This is a genomic window from Bradyrhizobium sp. SK17 (assembly GCF_002831585.1).
GTDB lineage: Bacteria > Pseudomonadota > Alphaproteobacteria > Rhizobiales > Xanthobacteraceae > Bradyrhizobium.
Map to the genome: position 1 here is coordinate 184926 of NZ_CP025114.1, position 16268 is coordinate 201193.

Here is a 16268-nt window from a genome sequence, read left to right on the forward strand (position 1 = left end):
GTCTCTCCTCGGATAAAATGGACTGTTTCAGGACGGTTGAAGCTGATTGAGCCGCTTCAGGAACGTGGCTGAATCGACGGGGCCGACGATTCTCGCCCCGGCAATTTCCTTGCTGTCTCGCGCGCCAAGGAAAACAACCGTGGGTGGTCCGACAACGCCGAACCTTTTCATCAATGATCGTGTATCTTCGTTGTAGTTGGTGGCGTCCGCACGGATCAGCGTGAAGTCGTTCAAACGCGCCAATACGGCTGCGTCTGAGAAGACGGTGCGATCCATGACCTTGCACTCGACGCACCACTCGGCTGAGAAATCGAGCACAACGGGCTTGCCACTCTGACCCGCGCTTGCAATCGCCGCATCGAGCGCCTGCGACGTCGCGACGGTCTCGAATTTAGCCGCGTGCGCGGCGGTGATTGTTGCGAAGGCGGGAATTCTGGTGAGCTGTCCCAGCAAACCGAACGAGCCTAGACCGGGGAAACCATCAGAAACGCACCAACGCCGACTGAAGCCGCGCCCGCAAAGGCAGTCCATTTGCGCCATGCTTGTCCTCGGGTTCGGGCCCGTAGCTGTGGCGCCGCCAGGTAGATGCCAGTTCCGGCGAGGCCCACGCCCCACAGGGCTAGCATGAGCCACGTTGGAAGAACGCGCGAGATCACCCAGATCGCCACTCCGAGGAAAACGAAGCCAAACACGTGCTTCACACGTGCCAGCCACGGGCCAGATCTGGGCAAAATGCTTGCGCCAAACGTCCCGAATGCCATCAACGGCAAACCCATCCCGATGCCCAGGGCGAACAGTGCTGACGCTCCACGCCACGCGTTTCCGGTCTGAGCGACATAGACGAGGGCCGCGGCCAGGGGCGGCGTTACGCACGGGCCGACAATCAATGCAGAGCCGAAGCCCATGATCGCAGCCCCGCCAAGTGATCCGGCGCGGCGGCTACCGGCGCCGACGATGCGGCTCTGCCAGGCCTGCGGAAGCTGCAGGTCAAAGAGGCCGAACATCGACAGCGCGAGCACGACGAAAATTGCGCTCATTACACCAAGCGCGAGCGGCGTTTGAAGCGCAGCCTGCAGGTTCTGTCCGGACCAAGCGACCACCACTCCCAGAGATGCGTAGGCAAGCGCCATCGCCATGACATAGGCGGCTGACAGCATAAAGCCGCGTCGGGCCGTCAGCTTCTCGCCAGACTGCGCCAGCATCCCCGACAGGATCGGTATCATCGGAAACACACACGGCGTGAAGGCCAACAGCAAACCAAACCCCACAAAGGCGGCGAGCATGGAGATAAAACTTCCGCCGAGCTCTGGCTGTTCCGGCTCCGCATCGATGGCATTCGCATGAGATACGCTTGGACGTTCCAAAGCCGGATCGGAAATCCAATTGCTGTTCAACTGTGCTGGCGCCGACGTCCGAGCGGCCGGTTCGGCAACCGACAGCGTTTTCAAATCGACAGTCTTGGTGACCGGCGGATAGCAAATTCCTTGCTCTGCACACCCCTGAAAGGAGACCACAAGCGTGTTCAGACCGCTTGCCGATTCCGCAGATACGGTAGCGCGCGCCTGCCGGTGATATATTTCCGTCCTACCAAAAGACGGGTCGTCTTTCATGTCGCCGGCAGGAGTACTCACCTTAATCGGAACACCTTGCTGGCTCGTGACAGTGATTCTGTCACGATAGAGGTAATTGCCTGGCGCGATCACCCAATTAAGAACCAAGGTATCTTGCACTCCGCGCGCAACGTTTAGCTGGAAAGCCTTGTTAACAGCCGGCGGGCTTTGCGCCTGCGCGGAGGCAGCCATGACCGTAAACAGAAGAAAGCCGAAGAACGTTTTCAGGCAGGCGTTTGGCATGACATTCCACATAAAAAGGTGGAGTCTGGCTTCGCCGCCCTACCTTAAGGCAGCCTTAAGGCTCGCCTGTGACGTACCGATTTGGTGAAGCGAGGACGTGATGCGAATTCTGGTTGTCGAGGATGATCCCGTCCTACTGGACGGCTTGAAAGCTGGCCTGAGCCTGGCGGGCGCCACCGTTGATGCGGTGACCTCTTGTGCTGACGGCTTGGAGGCCTTGGCGACGGCATCATTTGATGCCGTGGTATTGGACCTGATGCTGCCGGACGGTTCCGGACTTGATTTTCTGTCTGGCATTCGCGCGGCAGGAAACGCAACGCCCGTTCTTCTCCTGACCGCCCTTGACGAAGTCGTTGACCGGATCAGAGGGCTGGACGCAGGCGCAGACGATTATTTGGGGAAACCGTTCGATCTGGACGAACTCGCCGCCAGAGTACGCGCCATCGTGCGGAGAAAAGCAGGCCGTGCCGCGCCGCATCTCGCATACAACGGGATCACGCTTGATCCGGCGACACTTGCCGCGACCGCGGCCGGAAGCACCGTAAGCCTGTCACGTCGCGAATTTGCGCTTCTCTCCGCGTTGATGGAGCGACCCGGAGCGATCCGCTCCAAGAGCGACCTTGAGGATCGTCTATACGGCTGGCAGGACGAGATCGGAAGCAATGCCGTCGAGGTACATATTCACAACCTTCGCAGCAAACTCGGGCGCGACATCATCGAGACGGTGCGTGGCATAGGGTATCGAATGCGAGACGCCAAATCATGATTACCCGTTCCATGAAAGGTCGCCTTTTCATCGTGCTCGCGGTCGCAACGGGTATAATCTGGCTATTCGCAAGCGCATGGATATTTTTCCAGACCCGCAGCGAGGTTGAACATGTGCTTGACACTCGGCTCCAGGAAGCGGCCCGCATGGTTAGCTCGCTGGCCATCAACGGTGACGCGGTTCCGTCGCGTACCTCGCGATCCGACGTGCAAACGTTACCTGAGACCGCAAGCTATGAACGTCAATTATCGTGCCAGATCTGGTCGCTGGATGGTCGGCTAGTTGCACGGTCAAGCGGCGCACCGAACGAAAGTTTGGGTAATGAGGCTGATGGCTTCTCCGACCAGCAAGTCGGTCGCGAAACGTGGCGCGTCTATGCCATTTCCGATTCGGCCAAAGGCATTCGCGTGCTCGTCGGAGATCGCCTCGGGCTACGTGAACGGCTTGTCACCGACCTCATCAAAGGCTTGCTCTGGCCTGCGATGTTGATCGTTCCGTTGCTCGGGCTTCTGATCTGGATGGTTTTGGGACGGGGATTGCGACCGCTTCAACTCATGGCTGCGGATTTGAAAAATCGAAGCGTCGATGACATGACCCCCCTTGATGTAACCCGAACGCCTCCGGAGCTGGCTCCGCTCGTAAACTCCCTGAACTTTTTGTTTTCAAAGCTGGAAACCGCTCGACGCCACGAACGCGAGATTACGGCATTCGCCGCTCATGAATTGCGCACGCCGCTTGCCGGACTGAAGACGCAAGCGCAAGTCGCCATTGCATCGCAAGATGCTGAGGTGCGAACAAGAGCGTTGCGCCTCATTGTGATTTCAGTTGATCGAACTTCCAGGCTGGTGCGCCAATTGCTGGCAATTGCGCGAATCGACGCACAGGATGGCGTCCGACGGACCGACGACGTCAACCTCGGTCAAATTCTTGACGAAATTATATCGACCGACCCGCCCTCAGGGTCAGCCAACGTCGTCTTAAGTCTCGCGCTCTACGATCTCGGTTTCGCGACAAATCGAGATCTTCTGTCGTTGGCGTTGCGAAACCTTCATGAAAATGCAATTCAGCATATCAAGCACAACGGCACCGTGAAGTGGGACGCTGTCCGCGTCGGATCCTCCATCACGATTTCCGTCGATGATGATGGCCCCGGTATCCCAGATTCCGAACTGCCACTTGTGACATCGCGATTTTTTCGCGGTCGTCACAAAAGTCCTTATGGCAGCGGCTTGGGGCTTTCGATCGTTCAACTCGCGGCTGACAAACTTGGGGCGAAGCTCGCGCTGAAAAATCGGAGTGATGAAAACGGCCTTCGCGTCACTCTTTCATTGTCAACTTTATAGAAAGCAAGATGTCGTCGCCATTCGGAACGGACTTCGCTATGAAAATAGCGACTGCCCGCTTTTGTAGAGTACGTAGACCGCCACAACAAAAATCAGAGACGCAAATACGATATTCAGGGCGCTCTTGAATTGCGAGAGATGGCCGGCAAGTCGCATTCCGATCAACCCTCCGACAAACCCGCCACATGTGAACTCAGCCGCGACTGTCCAATCAATGAGGCCGGACCAAGCATAGTTGATCGCTGTTGTCAGCCCGAAAGCACCAACCGCCAGCAACGACGTCCCTATCGCGTTGATCATCGGCATACCGGTAGCGAAGATTAGCCCGGGCACGATCAGAAATCCCCCGCCGATTCCGAAAAACCCGGCGGCGAGGCCGACGACGAGGGCGGTGGCGCCTGCCAACCACGGCCGGCCATTGTCGTTGGCATTTGACACCGTATTGGATCGCTTCGTCCGTAACATGAGGCCACCGACCACGAGCATCAACAGACCGAAGAGAAACAGCAGCCGGTCACCGTTGATAGCCTTGCCTACACTCGACCCCGCGAATGCGCCGATGCTGCCGACGACGGCGAATATCAGCGCATTGCGCCAGCGAACGGTGCCTTTACGCGCATAGTTGGTGAAATTCAGAAACGCGTTCGCCGCCACAGCAAGGGCACCGGTGCCAATGGCCAGATGAGGCGGAGACAAGCCGACCACATAAAGCAGCAGGGGCGTAGCAAGGATAGAGCCACCGCCGCCGGAGGCCCAATGAAAATCCAACGAGGCTACCGGAGCCAATCGCAAGACCGCCTGACCACATCGTCACTGTGCTGCTTGCCGGTTCTGACGCGCCTTGAACAGGTGGTCATGCGCGGCCACACCGGCGATCATTGCAATCGTGAAGACAATGGTCGCCGGGATGCCCAAGCTCAGCGATGCGATCGCAGGGCCGGGACATAGACCGGAAATTCCCCAGCCAATCCCAAACAATCCGGCACCAATGAGGAGAGGTGAATCGATTGAAGTCGTGGTCGGCAAATGAAACGCGACATCCAATGCAGGCGCCGTCATAGTTCGTGAAATGATATAGCCGATGGATGAAACGGCGACCGCACCGCCAAGCACAAAAGCAAGGCTGGGATCCCATGCGCCAAAGATATCGAGAAATCCGCGAACGCGCGCGGGGTCGAGCATACCGGATAATGCCAAGCCGAACCCGAAGATCACACCGGACGCCAAAGAAACCAAATTTCGCGCAAGAAGGTTCATGTGATTCCGAACTTTCTCATGACGAATACCGTCGCGATCCCGGTGCACAGAAACACGACGACTGCCGTGAAAGACCGCGGCGAAAGGCGTGCAAGGCCGCATACGCCGTGTCCGCTGGTGCAGCCCGATCCGAGGCGGGTTCCAAAGCCGACAAGCAAGCCGCCGACGACCATTAAACCCAATGTTGTTGTCACTTCGATCTGTGGCCAGACGCCGAACCACTGCCGGTAGACCAGCGGTCCAAACAGCAGGCCCGCCAGAAACAGGATGCGAGATATGCTTTCAGCACTGACATGCTGGATAGCACCGGAGACCATGCCGCTGACGCCGGCGATGCGACCGTTAAGAACCAAGAGGATCGCGGCGGATAAGCCGATCAGCTCTCCCCCGATCAACGACTGCAAATAAGTCTGCTGCATCTTAATTCCTAGTCATTTTCCGGAACGCCGTGCGACCTGCGCGAAAACGGCGGCCTGTACCGAAGCTTTCGTCCGGACGGGAATCTTGAAGGGCACTGACAAATGCGAGTCCTCGCAAAAAATCTGATGCAAAGCCGCAATCAAATGCCCAGCTTTGGCATCTGCGACGCTATAAATACGGACTTGGAGGACCCGCCGCGCCTGAACGACTCCCGCTTCTCTGAGGTCAGCAAGTTGTTGCGACAGAATCGGCTGTTTGATGCCTAGCTTGTCTTCGAGCTCCGAGACAGATTGTTCGCCCTCGACCAGCGCGCAGGCAATCATTAACCGATTGGGATTGCTCAGACTTCGCATCAAGTCCGCGGCCTGTCGGATATTGAGTTCAATCGAGTCAGGTTTGTTGGCCACCATTCTCATGATTCGCTCCACGTGGCTCCTTCGAGCGCGTCCAAGGGTGACCGGCCCCCACTGAGTGGTCCGATTGGAATGTTAGTTTAGAGATTGCATTTTGACTACCTCCTTTGGTGCTGGCCAAACGAGAGCCTCGGGTGCCGGTGGTCGATATCCCAGCGATGAGTGCGGACGCACCGTGTTGTAGTGGTGTCGCCAGTTTTCAATGACGATCTGCGCTTCCTTCAATGTGTAGAAGATCTCGCCGTTCAGCAGTTCGTCTCGCAGCTTACCGTTGAAGCTCTCGCAATAGCCGTTCTCCCAGGGGCTGCCCGGTTCGATATATGCAGTCTTTGCTCCGACAGCCGCGATCCAGTCCCGAAGTGCTTCGGCGACAAACTCAGGTCCGTTGTCCGATCTGATGTGTGTTGGAATGCCCCGCGAGACGAACAGCTCGCAAAGGGCCTCAATCACGTCAGTCGCTCTCAGCCTGCGTGCGACACGGATGGCCAGGCTCTCACGGCTGAACTCGTCGATGACGCACAGCATCCGGAACGCCTTGCCATCGTGGGTGCGGTCGGCGACGAAGTCATAAGACCAGACATGGTTGGGCCGCTCCGGCCGCAGACGGATGCACGATCCGTCATTTAGCCACAGACGCCCACGTTTAGGCTGTTTGGCAGGGACCTTCAGCCCCTCACGTCGCCAGATCCGCTCGACACGCTTCTTGTTCACCGTCCAGCCGGCCCTGCGAAGCAACGCCGTAATCCGGCGATATCCGTAGCGACCATATTGACGAGCAAGCTCGATGATGTCGGCAGTCAAAGTCGCCTCATCATCGGGTGTCGTTGGGATCTTGCGCTGCGTCGATCGATGTTGACCCAGAACCTGGCACGCCCGTCTCTCGGAGATGTCAAGCTCAGCTGTTACATGATCGACGCACGCTCGGCGTCGGGAGGGGCTTAGAAGTTTCCCTTTGCGGCCTCAGCCAGGATCAGCTTGTCCAGCGTCAGATCCGACACCGCTCGCCGGAGACGATTGTTCTCGGTCTCCAGTTCCTTCAGCCGCTTCACCTGATCGCCCTTCAGGCCGCCATACTCATTGCGCCATCGATAATAGGTGACTTCCGTCACGCCTATCGCTCGGACTGCGTCTGCCACCTGCCGACCCTGTGCCATCAGCACATCAACCTGTCGAAGCTTCGCAACGATCTCTTCAGCTGTATGCCTCTTCCTTGCCATCGATCCTATCCTCCACCGCAAAACCATACTTCAGGGAGGACCACTTCAAAGGGGGCAGATCACTATCAATTCCCGGATACGGGCCTCAAACCTTCCACGGCTCACTTCGCCGACCTTCAGCCCGTAGCCACGCAGAATGCCGCGGATGCTGAGTTCGACGTCGAGAAGCTTGCCCTGCAAAAGCTTGCGTCCAATAAGAATAGCCCGGGTATCCTTGCAAGGCACCGATTTCGCGTGAACCGGGCGGTACCACCCCATCCGCAGCAACTGGGCGATCCCGCGCGCATCTTTCCGGTCGGTCTTCACCGTCATGGCCGACAGCGCCGCCTTCACGTGCCGCGTCTCCAGCAACACGGCATCGCGTCCGACGGCGACAAGCCCCGCATGCAGCCATTGCGATAACGGCCCGGCTTCGAGCCCAATGCGGCTGACAGCCAATCCCAGCTCGTCAAAATAGCGGACAAGCGCCTCTGGCTCGCTGGCGATCTTGACCTCGCGGACGATCGTTCCGCTCGTATCCACAACGCACACGCTGCTCTCTTTCAGTGAGACATCGATTCCCACATAATGCTCCATGGCTGTTCCTCTCTTGATGCTTGGAGCCGATCGCTCGGACTCCGTTCCAACACCATCATTCTGAGGGACAGCCACCCATGCTGGCTAGGCTCGCGAAGGCCGGCCCATTACGGCATCTAACACCGTTGTTTTTAATACTGAGGATAGGATTGGCGGGCAACGCAATCAGCATATTCAGTGAGAGATTAATATTGGGATGGTCACCGACTTGAGCAGAGATCGCGTCACGCCCCCGAAGACAATCTCGCGCGATCGCGCGTGGCTGTATGCGCCAAGCACAATGAGGTCCATATTATTGCGATCGGCATAATTCGAGATAACATCAGCAATGGACGATCCGTTAGAATCAATCTGCTCGACCGTAACATTGGCTCCATGTCTGCTAAGATAGACCGCAACATCTGCACCAGGCTCTTCACCGTGCAACGGATTTTTCGCTGAATCGACCACAACGACGGAGATTAATTGGGCTGCCGTCAGCAGCGGCAACGAATCCGAAATCGCGCGCCGGGCTTGACGGCTGGCGTTCCAAGCCAGAAGCACGCGCTCTGCGATGGTCCCGGCCTTCCATCCATCAGGCAGGATGAGAATTGGAACACCGGTAGCAAGCAACAGCGTCTCAGCCGACCAGCCACTAGGCAACCCACCCGGCGGCGGATGACCCGTGATCACCAGATCAGCATGCAGAGAGTGTAGTTTGGCATCATCGGCATCAATTTCACGGACGATACGGAACTCAAAGCTGATATCCGCCCGCTTCGTGGCTATACTAAAGTTTTTGCTTGCGGCCTCGGACATGGCGATCTCTTTCGCTTTGTGACGTTCGATAAGCCGCCGTATAGCTTCCCTCCCCCTGACATAAGAATCTGCAGGATCTATCTGCCAGCCCGACGGGACAGCGAAGATACCGATGAGATGCGAACCGTGACGAAGAGCCAGCTCCACGGCGTAGCGAGCGCGAGTTGCGCCAGTCCGCGACGGATCCAGGAAGACAACGATGTTCTTGAGAGCCATTGGCTAGTGCACCTCTAATTCGCGGACACGGCTAAGAATACTATTTCAAGACAGACCGATGCGGTGATGCTCATCGCTCTTCCTTCAGGGAGAGGCCGTATCCGGTCATTGAGATGCCCTGAAACAGCGTATCGAAAGCTAGAATGAGTGCGGCCGTCGTCGGCATGGCAAGAAACCATGCACAGAAGATCCAGAACGCGCTGAGTATGGCGACGCACCCGGAAGACAGAATCCATGTTGCGCCGTCCTCCGGCGAAGCTGTCAGGCCTATCCAGATTCGAGCTATTCCGGATGCCACCAAGAAAGTGCTTAAAAAAATCAACGTCGAAATACTTGTGAGGTTCTCGTCCGACGAAAGCGCCACTCCTGCAAGGATGCAAGGTATCCCATTCATCAGCCAGTCGATGTAGATGTCGCCTCTTGCGATCTTTAGAACAACTAAAATCATGATTATGCCACTGAATATGGCTGAACCGCCGCTAAAATGCTCTTGGCCCGGTTGAACCGCGAGGGCGTCGGCAAGGGCAAGAGCGCTGAATGTAGTAAGGATGCCGCCGAGAACCATCAGCCTCAGCCAATCCATCTCGCGACGGAATCTGGCTCGAAACATCCGACGATAGTGCTCAAATGTATCTGATACGTCGCGTTCGTGCGATATCGTCCAAGACCGAACAAATCGCCTGAGCTTGATCAGACCATTCGGGGCCATGATGAACATCCTCGCTTCACGAACCGACGACGACATCGGCGCTATGCGCAGTCTTGGACTTTCTGAACTTCGCTTTGAGCTTTTCGCGCAGAGTCTGGAATGTGACGTACAGCATGGGGATCAGGAAAATCCCGAGCGTGCTGGCAACCGTCATACCGACGAAGACGGGCGTACTGACGTTACGGCGAGCGATCATCGAGGCTCCATCCGCCCAGACGAGCGGGACCAAGCCGAGGATGAATGCGATCGACGTCATCATCACCGCGCGGAAGCGAAGTTTTGCTCCGAGCTCGGCAGCTTCCTTGATGCTGAGACCGAGCTCGCGCTGTTCCTTGGCGAACTCGACGATCAGGATGCCGTTTTTGGCGGCCAAGGCGATCAGCACGACCAAGCCGATCTGCGCATAAAGATCGAGGGTCAGTCTCGCAAACAGGAATCCTAGGAAAGCGCCGAGAACACCTATCGCCACCGACAAGAGTACGGGTACCGGAATGGTCCAGCTTTCGTAGAGCGCGACAAGGAAGAGATAAGCGAAGAGCAACGCAAGCCCAAGAATAATTGTCGTCTGTCCCTCGGCCTGCTGTTCCTGATAGGCGGTCCCCGTCCATTCGAAGGCATAGGCTGGCGGCAATGCCTTTGCCGAGACCATCGCCATCGCTTTCATGGCTTCACCGGAGGAGACACCGGGGGCCGGCGAGCCGTTCACGGTCACGGACCGATAGTTGTTGTAACGTGTGATGACAGCCGGTCCGGTGACTGTCCGAAGCTCCGCAATCGACTGGAGCGGTACCATGGCGCCGCCGGCACTGCGGACATAGATGTCCCATAGTGCCGGAATGTCCCTGCGGTTCGTTACGTCACCCTGAAGATTGACCTGCCAGGTGCGGCCGAAGAGATTGAAGTCATTGACATAGGAACCTCCCAGCGTGGTCTGCAGCGCAGCGAAAATGTCTCCGATCGCGACACCAAGCGCCTGCGCTTTTTCGCGATCGATATCGAGGAAGAGCGAGGGCGCGTTCGCCCCGTAGGTCGTGAACACCCGCCTCAGTTTCGGATCCTGGTTGGCTGCAGCGACCACTCCGTTTGCCAGGTTGCCGAGCGTCGCTGGCTCTGCGCCTTCCAGCGATTCGAGCATAAACTCGAAGCCGCCGCTGGTCGAAAGCCCCACGACCGGCGGCAGATTGAAAGGAAGCACGGTCGCCGTTCGAACCTGCTGGCCTGCGACGAACATCTGTCCAATCAGGACTTGTGCCTTATCCGCCGCGGCAGTGCGCTGTTCGAACGGCTTGAGTTTGGCGATGACGAAAGCGTTGTTGCTGGCGGCAAAGCTGTCCAGCAACGAATAGCCAATGACAGCGACAACATCCTGGACCTGCGGTATACCCGCCAGAATCTTTTCGACGTCGCGAACGGATTCGCTCGTGCGCGCGACCGATGCGCCATCCGGCAATTGTATGTTGACGAAAAATGCGCCCTGATCCTCTTCCGGCAAAAGTCCAGTCGGCGTTATCGAACCGAGGCTGACAATGCCTGCGCCGCTTACCAGCACGACAACGATGGAGAAAGCTGAGAGCCTCAACGACTTTCTGACAATGCGTGCATAGCCGTCACGCAAACCGTCGATCCGACGACCGATCCAGCCCATCACACCGCGCTTGGGGCCACCATGCCGCACAAACACGGCGCAAAGCGCGGGAGAAAGCGTCAACGCATTGATCGCGGAGATCAACATCGAAACGCTGATGGTAACAGCGAATTGCCTGAACAATTCACCGGAAATGCCGGGGATAAAGCCGATCGGCACGAAAACGGAAAGAAGCACCAGCGTGATCGCGATGATGGGCGCGGTCACCTGCGCCATGGCCTTCTTGGTCGCCGCGACGGGTGAAAGCTCCGGCTCCTCTTCCATGACGCGCTCGACATTCTCGACTACGACAATAGCGTCGTCGACGACGATGCCGATGGCAAGAACCAGCGCGAGAAGCGAAACGGTGTTAGCGGAGTATCCCAGCGCCAGCATCACGGCAAAAGTGCCGACGAGACTGACCGGGACCGCGATGATGGGAACGATGGTTGCCCGAAGATTGCCAAGAAAAATGAAAACGACGATCGCGACAAGGACGAACGCTTCGACGAGCGTGTGAACGACTGCCCTGATCGTGTCGTTCACGAACTCCGTGGAGTCGTACATAACGCGAATCTTCAAGCCGTCCGGGAATCGGCGCTGCAGCACTTCGAGTTTCTTGTTGATCGCAGTGGACGTCGCCAGCGCGTTGGCCCCCGGTGACAGGAAAATAGCGATTCCTATCGCCGGGTTGCCATTGACCCGGGCTTCGGCATCTTCGTTTTGCGCCCCCAATTCAACGCGGGCGACATCGCTGATGCGTAGCACCGATCCATCGGCATTGGCGCGCAATAGGATCTCGCCAAATTCTTTCGCTGTGGTCAGCCGCCCTTGCGTCTGCACGTTGAGCTGAAAGCGCTGGTCGTCGGGGACGGGACGCGCGCCGATCCGACCTACCGGCGCCTGCACGCTCTGGGATTGGATCGCACGGATCACATCCGATGGTGCCAACCCAAGACTCGACAACCTTTCCACATCGAACCAGATGCGCATCGAATAGTTCATGCGACTGAACAATTGCGCCGAGCCGACGCCTGGGGTTCGGGACAACTCGTCCAGCACGTTGATCGTAGCGTAGTTCGTCATGAACAATGTGTCGTGCTTCTGCGCAGGACTATAGACGGAGATGAACTGCAGAATGGACGAAGATTGCTTTTGAACCGTGAGGCCGAGCGCCCGCACCTCGGGCGGAAGCTGGGCAAGGGCGGTCTGAACCCTATTATTGACATTGACTGTATTGATGTCGGCGTTCGTTCCGAGGGCAAAGCTGACGGTTAGGGTGTAGGAGCCATCATTGCCGCTGGTGCTCTTCATGTAGAGCATCTTATCGACACCGATCACCTTCGACTCGATCGGCTGTCCCACAGTCGCTTCCACAACCTCGGCAGACGCGCCGGGATAGATGCCGGTCACCCGGACCTGAGGCGGCACAATATCGGGAAGTTGGGCGACTGGGATGCGCATCATCGCGAGCCCGCCTGCCAGCGTCATCACGATGGCGATCACAATGGCAAGACGCGGCCTGTCGATGAAAAGATTGGAGATCATGCCTTATCCCCGCTGGGCTGGTTTCGATGGCGGGGACAAAGCCTCTACCGGAGCGGGCGCAACCGGTGTATTCGGTCTCACGCGCTGAATTCCTTCAGCAATAACCCGCTCGCCAACCTGTAGCCCTTCGATGATCGCAGCCGTCGTTGCCGTTGATTGACCCAGTTTGATCCGGCGCTGTTGTGCGATGTCTTTTTCGCCGACGACATAAACAAAATCGCCCTGCTGATCGGTCAGCACGGCGGCGCGCGGGATAGCGACTACGTCGCGGGGCTTTACCGACTCCAGTACGACACGCACCAGTTCGTCGTTCACCAGTTCGCGTCCCCCCCTACCGGGCAAGGCGGGGTTCGGTACAATGGCGCGCAGGACGATCGTGTCGGTGTCGCGGGCCACGTTGATATCGATGAAGTTGAGCTTGCCGACCTGACCGTAAAGACGTCCGTCAGGAAGCCGCAAGCGGATACGAACAGCGTTGGAACCGCCGTCCGTGGCAAATCGCTCACGCAGTTCGAGAAACCGCGCTACCGAGATCGGAAAACTGACGTAGATCGGATCCTGGCTTACGATGGTCGCGAGGGCACCCGACGCGGGCCCCACGACGTTACCAATGGTGAAGGCGGTACGTCCGACGCGACCATCGATCGGGGAACGAATTTCAGTATAACCAAGACTGATCTCGGACTGACGCAACTGCGCTTGCGCCGATCTTAACTGTGCGGCGGCTGTTTTTTGAGCCGCCCGCGCATTGTCTGCCGAACTCTGACTTCCAGACGAACTCTTGAGCAACTGCTCTGCTCGATCGAGCGCGAGATTCGCGTTTTCCAACTGGGCTTGCGCCTGAGCTACTGCGGCGCGCTTTCCTTCGACATCCGCTTCAAAGGGCGCGCGTTCAAGACGAAAGAGAAGATCGCCCTTGCTGACTTCAGCACCCTCGACAAAAAGCTTCTCGTCGAGGAAGGCGGTCACACGGGCCGAAAGATCGACTCGGCCTATGGCCTGGATCCGGCCATTGATCTCTGTCGCTTCAGTAATCGCTTTTGATTCCACCGTCACAACGCCAACCATGGGCGGTCCTCCCGCACCTGTTTGCGCCGACACTGGCACGGCCAGAAATGTGCTGGCGATGGCGATTAGACGAAGGATGGGCGACATCAGGCATGATCCAGCATGAATTACGAGATTCTAGGCAGACCTATATACATACGAACCGTATGTTTGTAAATTAAAATGATAAGGAGACCGAATAGATGCGTCGAACCAAGGAGCAAGCGGCCGAAACCCGGCAGACGATCCTGAAAGTGGCGGAGGAGCTTTTTCTGGAAAAAGGCTACGAGAACGTGTCGCTCGACGAGATCGCCGGCGCGGCGGCCGTCACGCGCGGCGCCGTCCACTGGCACTTCCGAAACAAGCAGGGATTGTTGTTTGCGATCCGCGACGAGATGCGCCTCCCCATGCAGGATCTAGCGGAGCGGTTAGCGGCGGACACCACCCTCGCGCCGCTGACAGCGCTTGGCGATGTGATATCGAGTACATTTTCTTACTTGCAGGCGGACCCGCGACAAAGGCGGATTCTCAAGGTGCTTTTGCAGGTCGATTGGGCCTCTTCAGAGGATGATCCCGATAGCGGAAAGACTTTTCAGCATCAGTTTCGGGGTTCGCTCATCAAGATATTCGAAGCCGCGGAGAGAAATGAAGCTCTGCCCGCTCCCTGGACGCCGAAATCTGCTGCCATAGCGTTCAGCGCGATGTTGAACGGGCTGATCAACGAATGGGCTCGCGGACAAACCGATTTCGAGCTCGTGCCGGATGCAACCGCAATCGTGCGAACGGTCCTCGATGCATGGAGCACGCTCGCAAGATCTGCCTCAACCGTCGCATCCTAACCTGCGCCGAGCGTGGCGTAAAAGCTGGTAAGGCCGGTGACGAGACAGTGCGGCAGCCATGGGGCCATCTCATCAGAATCTTCGTATTCTGAAATGACCGGCTGCACACCGGAGGCTGTGGTGCCTCCGCGGATCGTGTTGGAATTTGGCGGAGCGGCCCCCGGCGGAATGAGATTATCGTTTCATGCGGCGAGGTAAATCTTCTTAGCGAGTTGCTTGGTAGCAAGCGTCCGCCACCCGTCGATCTTCCGCATTGAGATTTGGCCGGACGCCATCAGGGGCCAGAACAGCATGGCGGCGATTTCGGCCGAAGGCAGCACGGTTCTGCGTCTTGATCCGCCTTTTGAACTCTTCGTGCAGACGCTCGATCGCGTTGTCCGGGCGCTTTTCCACTGGCTCAGCGGCAGACGGGTGAAGCTGAAGAGGCGGTCGCCGGCCTCAAGGCTATCGGCGACGGCCCTGTGCCGGAACCTCCACTTGCGGACGAACGCCTTGCGCCCCTCGCGCTGTGCGTTCTGGCTGCTGAAAAATGGGTCTTGAAGGGCGATTTTCCTGATGCGCGCGGCGAGGTGAGCCAATCGATGGGGCGTAGAGGCCCTGCCTGCGTAGTTTTCGCTGTGGTTTCGTCTCATGTTTGAGAGCTATGCGGGATTTTCGGTGACGGGGTGAATCAAGCGGCGGATTTCTTTTCGGACGCGACTTCGATTCCGTCGCGGAATGTTACACCGTTGACGACCTTAGAGTCGGACTCGAAACGACGTGAACGAGATCAAGGTCTTGCCAGCCGCCGTGTGATGGTTCGGATGTGGGCGACGAGCACCCACGCGGTTGCGCTTGCGATGGTCGCCTCAAAATCCTTGGCGAGCCTGCGGCATCGACCAAGCCACGCGAATGTACGCTCGACGACCCACCTGCGCGGTAGAACCTCGAAGCCCTCAGCATGGTCGGATCGCTTGATGATCGCGAGCGTCAATTTTCCGATCTTTGCGAGAGCATTCCGCATCTTGTCCCCCGCATAACCACCATCGGCGAAGACGTGCCGCAGCCACGGATAGAGCCGGCGGATCGAAGCCAGTACGCGGGGGCCACCATCACGGTCCTGGACATCGGCTGGATGCACGAGGAGACCAACCAGATTGCCTTGCGTGTCGGTTACAATGTGGCGTTTGCGCCCCTTGATCTTTTTGCCGGCGTCGTAGCCGCGCGGGCCGCCGCTTTCCGTGGTTTTCACCGATTGGCTGTCGATGACGCCCGCCGTCGGGCTCGCCTCACGTCCAGCATGCTCGCGTGCCGCCATCACTAGCGTGTAGTTGATCGAGCTGAACCTGCCCTCGCGCGACCATCCATAGAAATAGCCCTGAACGGTCGAGTACGGTGGGAAGTCCTTGGGCAACTGACGCCATTGGCACCCTGTCGAGACCATGTACAGGATCGCATTCACCACGGCTCGCAAGTCCGTCTCACGCGGCCTCCCAATGCGGGATGGGGAAGGTATCAAAGGCTTCAGCAATCCCCACTCCGCATCCGTCAGATCGCTTGCATAATGCAGTCCCTCACGGCGATATTGTCGCCGGGTGATTTCAGTCCAGGCCATCGTGCTCTCCCTCGAATCTTCGCAAATCCGAAGGAATCATAAGCCACT

At 57.8% G+C, this 16268-nt stretch carries 14 protein-coding genes and 3 pseudogenes; 3 read left to right on the plus strand and 14 right to left on the minus strand.

Going from position 1 to position 16268, the window contains the following annotated elements; all coding sequences use genetic code 11:
- Window positions 1-27: 27 nt before the first annotated feature.
- Both CWS35_RS38215 and dsbD read right to left on the minus strand, forming a co-directional pair.
- The gene (locus tag CWS35_RS38215) at window positions 28-453 is read right to left on the minus strand and encodes a thioredoxin family protein (RefSeq protein WP_168226542.1); all 426 of its coding nucleotides are present in this window, start codon (window positions 451-453) and stop codon (window positions 28-30) included.
- Window positions 454-464: 11 nt separating this feature from the next.
- Window positions 465-1853, minus strand: coding sequence for a protein-disulfide reductase DsbD (gene dsbD, locus CWS35_RS38220; RefSeq protein WP_157817365.1), 1389 nt, complete (start codon window positions 1851-1853; stop codon window positions 465-467).
- A gap of 100 nt (window positions 1854-1953) precedes the next feature.
- Between dsbD and CWS35_RS38225 the strand changes: the two genes are divergently transcribed.
- Window positions 1954-2619, plus strand: coding sequence for a response regulator transcription factor (locus CWS35_RS38225; protein ID WP_100554957.1), 666 nt, complete (start codon window positions 1954-1956; stop codon window positions 2617-2619).
- A complete protein-coding gene (locus CWS35_RS38230) occupies window positions 2616-3962 on the plus strand; it encodes an ATP-binding protein (protein WP_100554958.1) in 1347 nt (448 codons plus the stop codon). The genes CWS35_RS38225 and CWS35_RS38230 overlap by 4 nt, the downstream gene beginning before the upstream one ends.
- 36 nt (window positions 3963-3998) lie before the next feature.
- Here CWS35_RS38230 and CWS35_RS38235 read toward each other — a convergent pair.
- The 10 genes and pseudogenes from CWS35_RS38235 to CWS35_RS38285 all read right to left on the minus strand — a co-directional run bounded on the left by CWS35_RS38235 (window position 3999) and on the right by CWS35_RS38285 (window position 13895).
- Window positions 3999-4770 (minus strand): annotated as a pseudogene (locus CWS35_RS38235) (sulfite exporter TauE/SafE family protein).
- 2 nt (window positions 4771-4772) lie between these two features.
- Window positions 4773-5219, minus strand: a complete 447-nt coding sequence (locus CWS35_RS38240; RefSeq protein WP_100554959.1) for a YeeE/YedE family protein — start codon at window positions 5217-5219, stop codon at window positions 4773-4775.
- The gene (locus CWS35_RS38245) at window positions 5216-5638 is read right to left on the minus strand and encodes a YeeE/YedE family protein (protein WP_100554960.1); all 423 of its coding nucleotides are present in this window, start codon (window positions 5636-5638) and stop codon (window positions 5216-5218) included. The genes CWS35_RS38240 and CWS35_RS38245 overlap by 4 nt, the downstream gene beginning before the upstream one ends.
- A 12-nt stretch (window positions 5639-5650) precedes the next feature.
- Window positions 5651-6055 carry a helix-turn-helix transcriptional regulator gene (locus CWS35_RS38250; RefSeq protein ID WP_100554961.1) on the minus strand — a complete coding sequence of 135 codons (405 nt, stop codon included), beginning with the start codon at window positions 6053-6055 and terminating at the stop codon, window positions 5651-5653.
- A gap of 72 nt (window positions 6056-6127) precedes the next feature.
- Window positions 6128-7269, minus strand: a protein-coding gene (locus CWS35_RS38255; RefSeq protein ID WP_100554962.1) for an IS3 family transposase whose coding sequence is annotated in 2 segments (ribosomal slippage) — window positions 6128-7005 and window positions 7005-7269 — 1143 coding nt in all. Because the reading frame shifts where the segments join, the coding sequence is not laid out codon by codon here.
- 63 nt (window positions 7270-7332) lie between these two features.
- Window positions 7333-7845 (minus strand): annotated as a pseudogene (locus CWS35_RS38265) (transposase); the annotation flags it as partial.
- A gap of 174 nt (window positions 7846-8019) precedes the next feature.
- A complete protein-coding gene (locus tag CWS35_RS38270; RefSeq protein ID WP_100554963.1) occupies window positions 8020-8859 on the minus strand; it encodes a universal stress protein in 840 nt (279 codons plus the stop codon).
- A 70-nt stretch (window positions 8860-8929) separates the two neighbouring features.
- A complete protein-coding gene (locus CWS35_RS38275) occupies window positions 8930-9568 on the minus strand; it encodes a hypothetical protein (RefSeq protein ID WP_145987136.1) in 639 nt (212 codons plus the stop codon).
- Between the two features lie 16 nt (window positions 9569-9584).
- Window positions 9585-12740, minus strand: coding sequence for an efflux RND transporter permease subunit (locus CWS35_RS38280; RefSeq protein WP_100957189.1), 3156 nt, complete (start codon window positions 12738-12740; stop codon window positions 9585-9587).
- Window positions 12741-12743: 3 nt separating this feature from the next.
- Window positions 12744-13895 (minus strand): efflux RND transporter periplasmic adaptor subunit, encoded by a 1152-nt coding sequence (locus CWS35_RS38285; protein ID WP_080890809.1) that lies wholly within the window; start codon window positions 13893-13895, stop codon window positions 12744-12746.
- A gap of 95 nt (window positions 13896-13990) precedes the next feature.
- Between CWS35_RS38285 and CWS35_RS38290 the strand changes: the two genes are divergently transcribed.
- Window positions 13991-14626, plus strand: coding sequence for a TetR family transcriptional regulator (locus CWS35_RS38290; RefSeq protein WP_043854939.1), 636 nt, complete (start codon window positions 13991-13993; stop codon window positions 14624-14626).
- 182 nt (window positions 14627-14808) lie between these two features.
- On the opposite strand, the pseudogene CWS35_RS38295 reads toward CWS35_RS38290, so the two are convergent.
- A pseudogene (locus CWS35_RS38295) lies at window positions 14809-15123 on the minus strand (transposase); the annotation flags it as partial.
- A 272-nt stretch (window positions 15124-15395) separates the two neighbouring features.
- Window positions 15396-16220 (minus strand): IS5 family transposase, encoded by an 825-nt coding sequence (locus CWS35_RS38300; RefSeq protein WP_024585216.1) that lies wholly within the window; start codon window positions 16218-16220, stop codon window positions 15396-15398.
- Window positions 16221-16268: the final 48 nt, after the last annotated feature.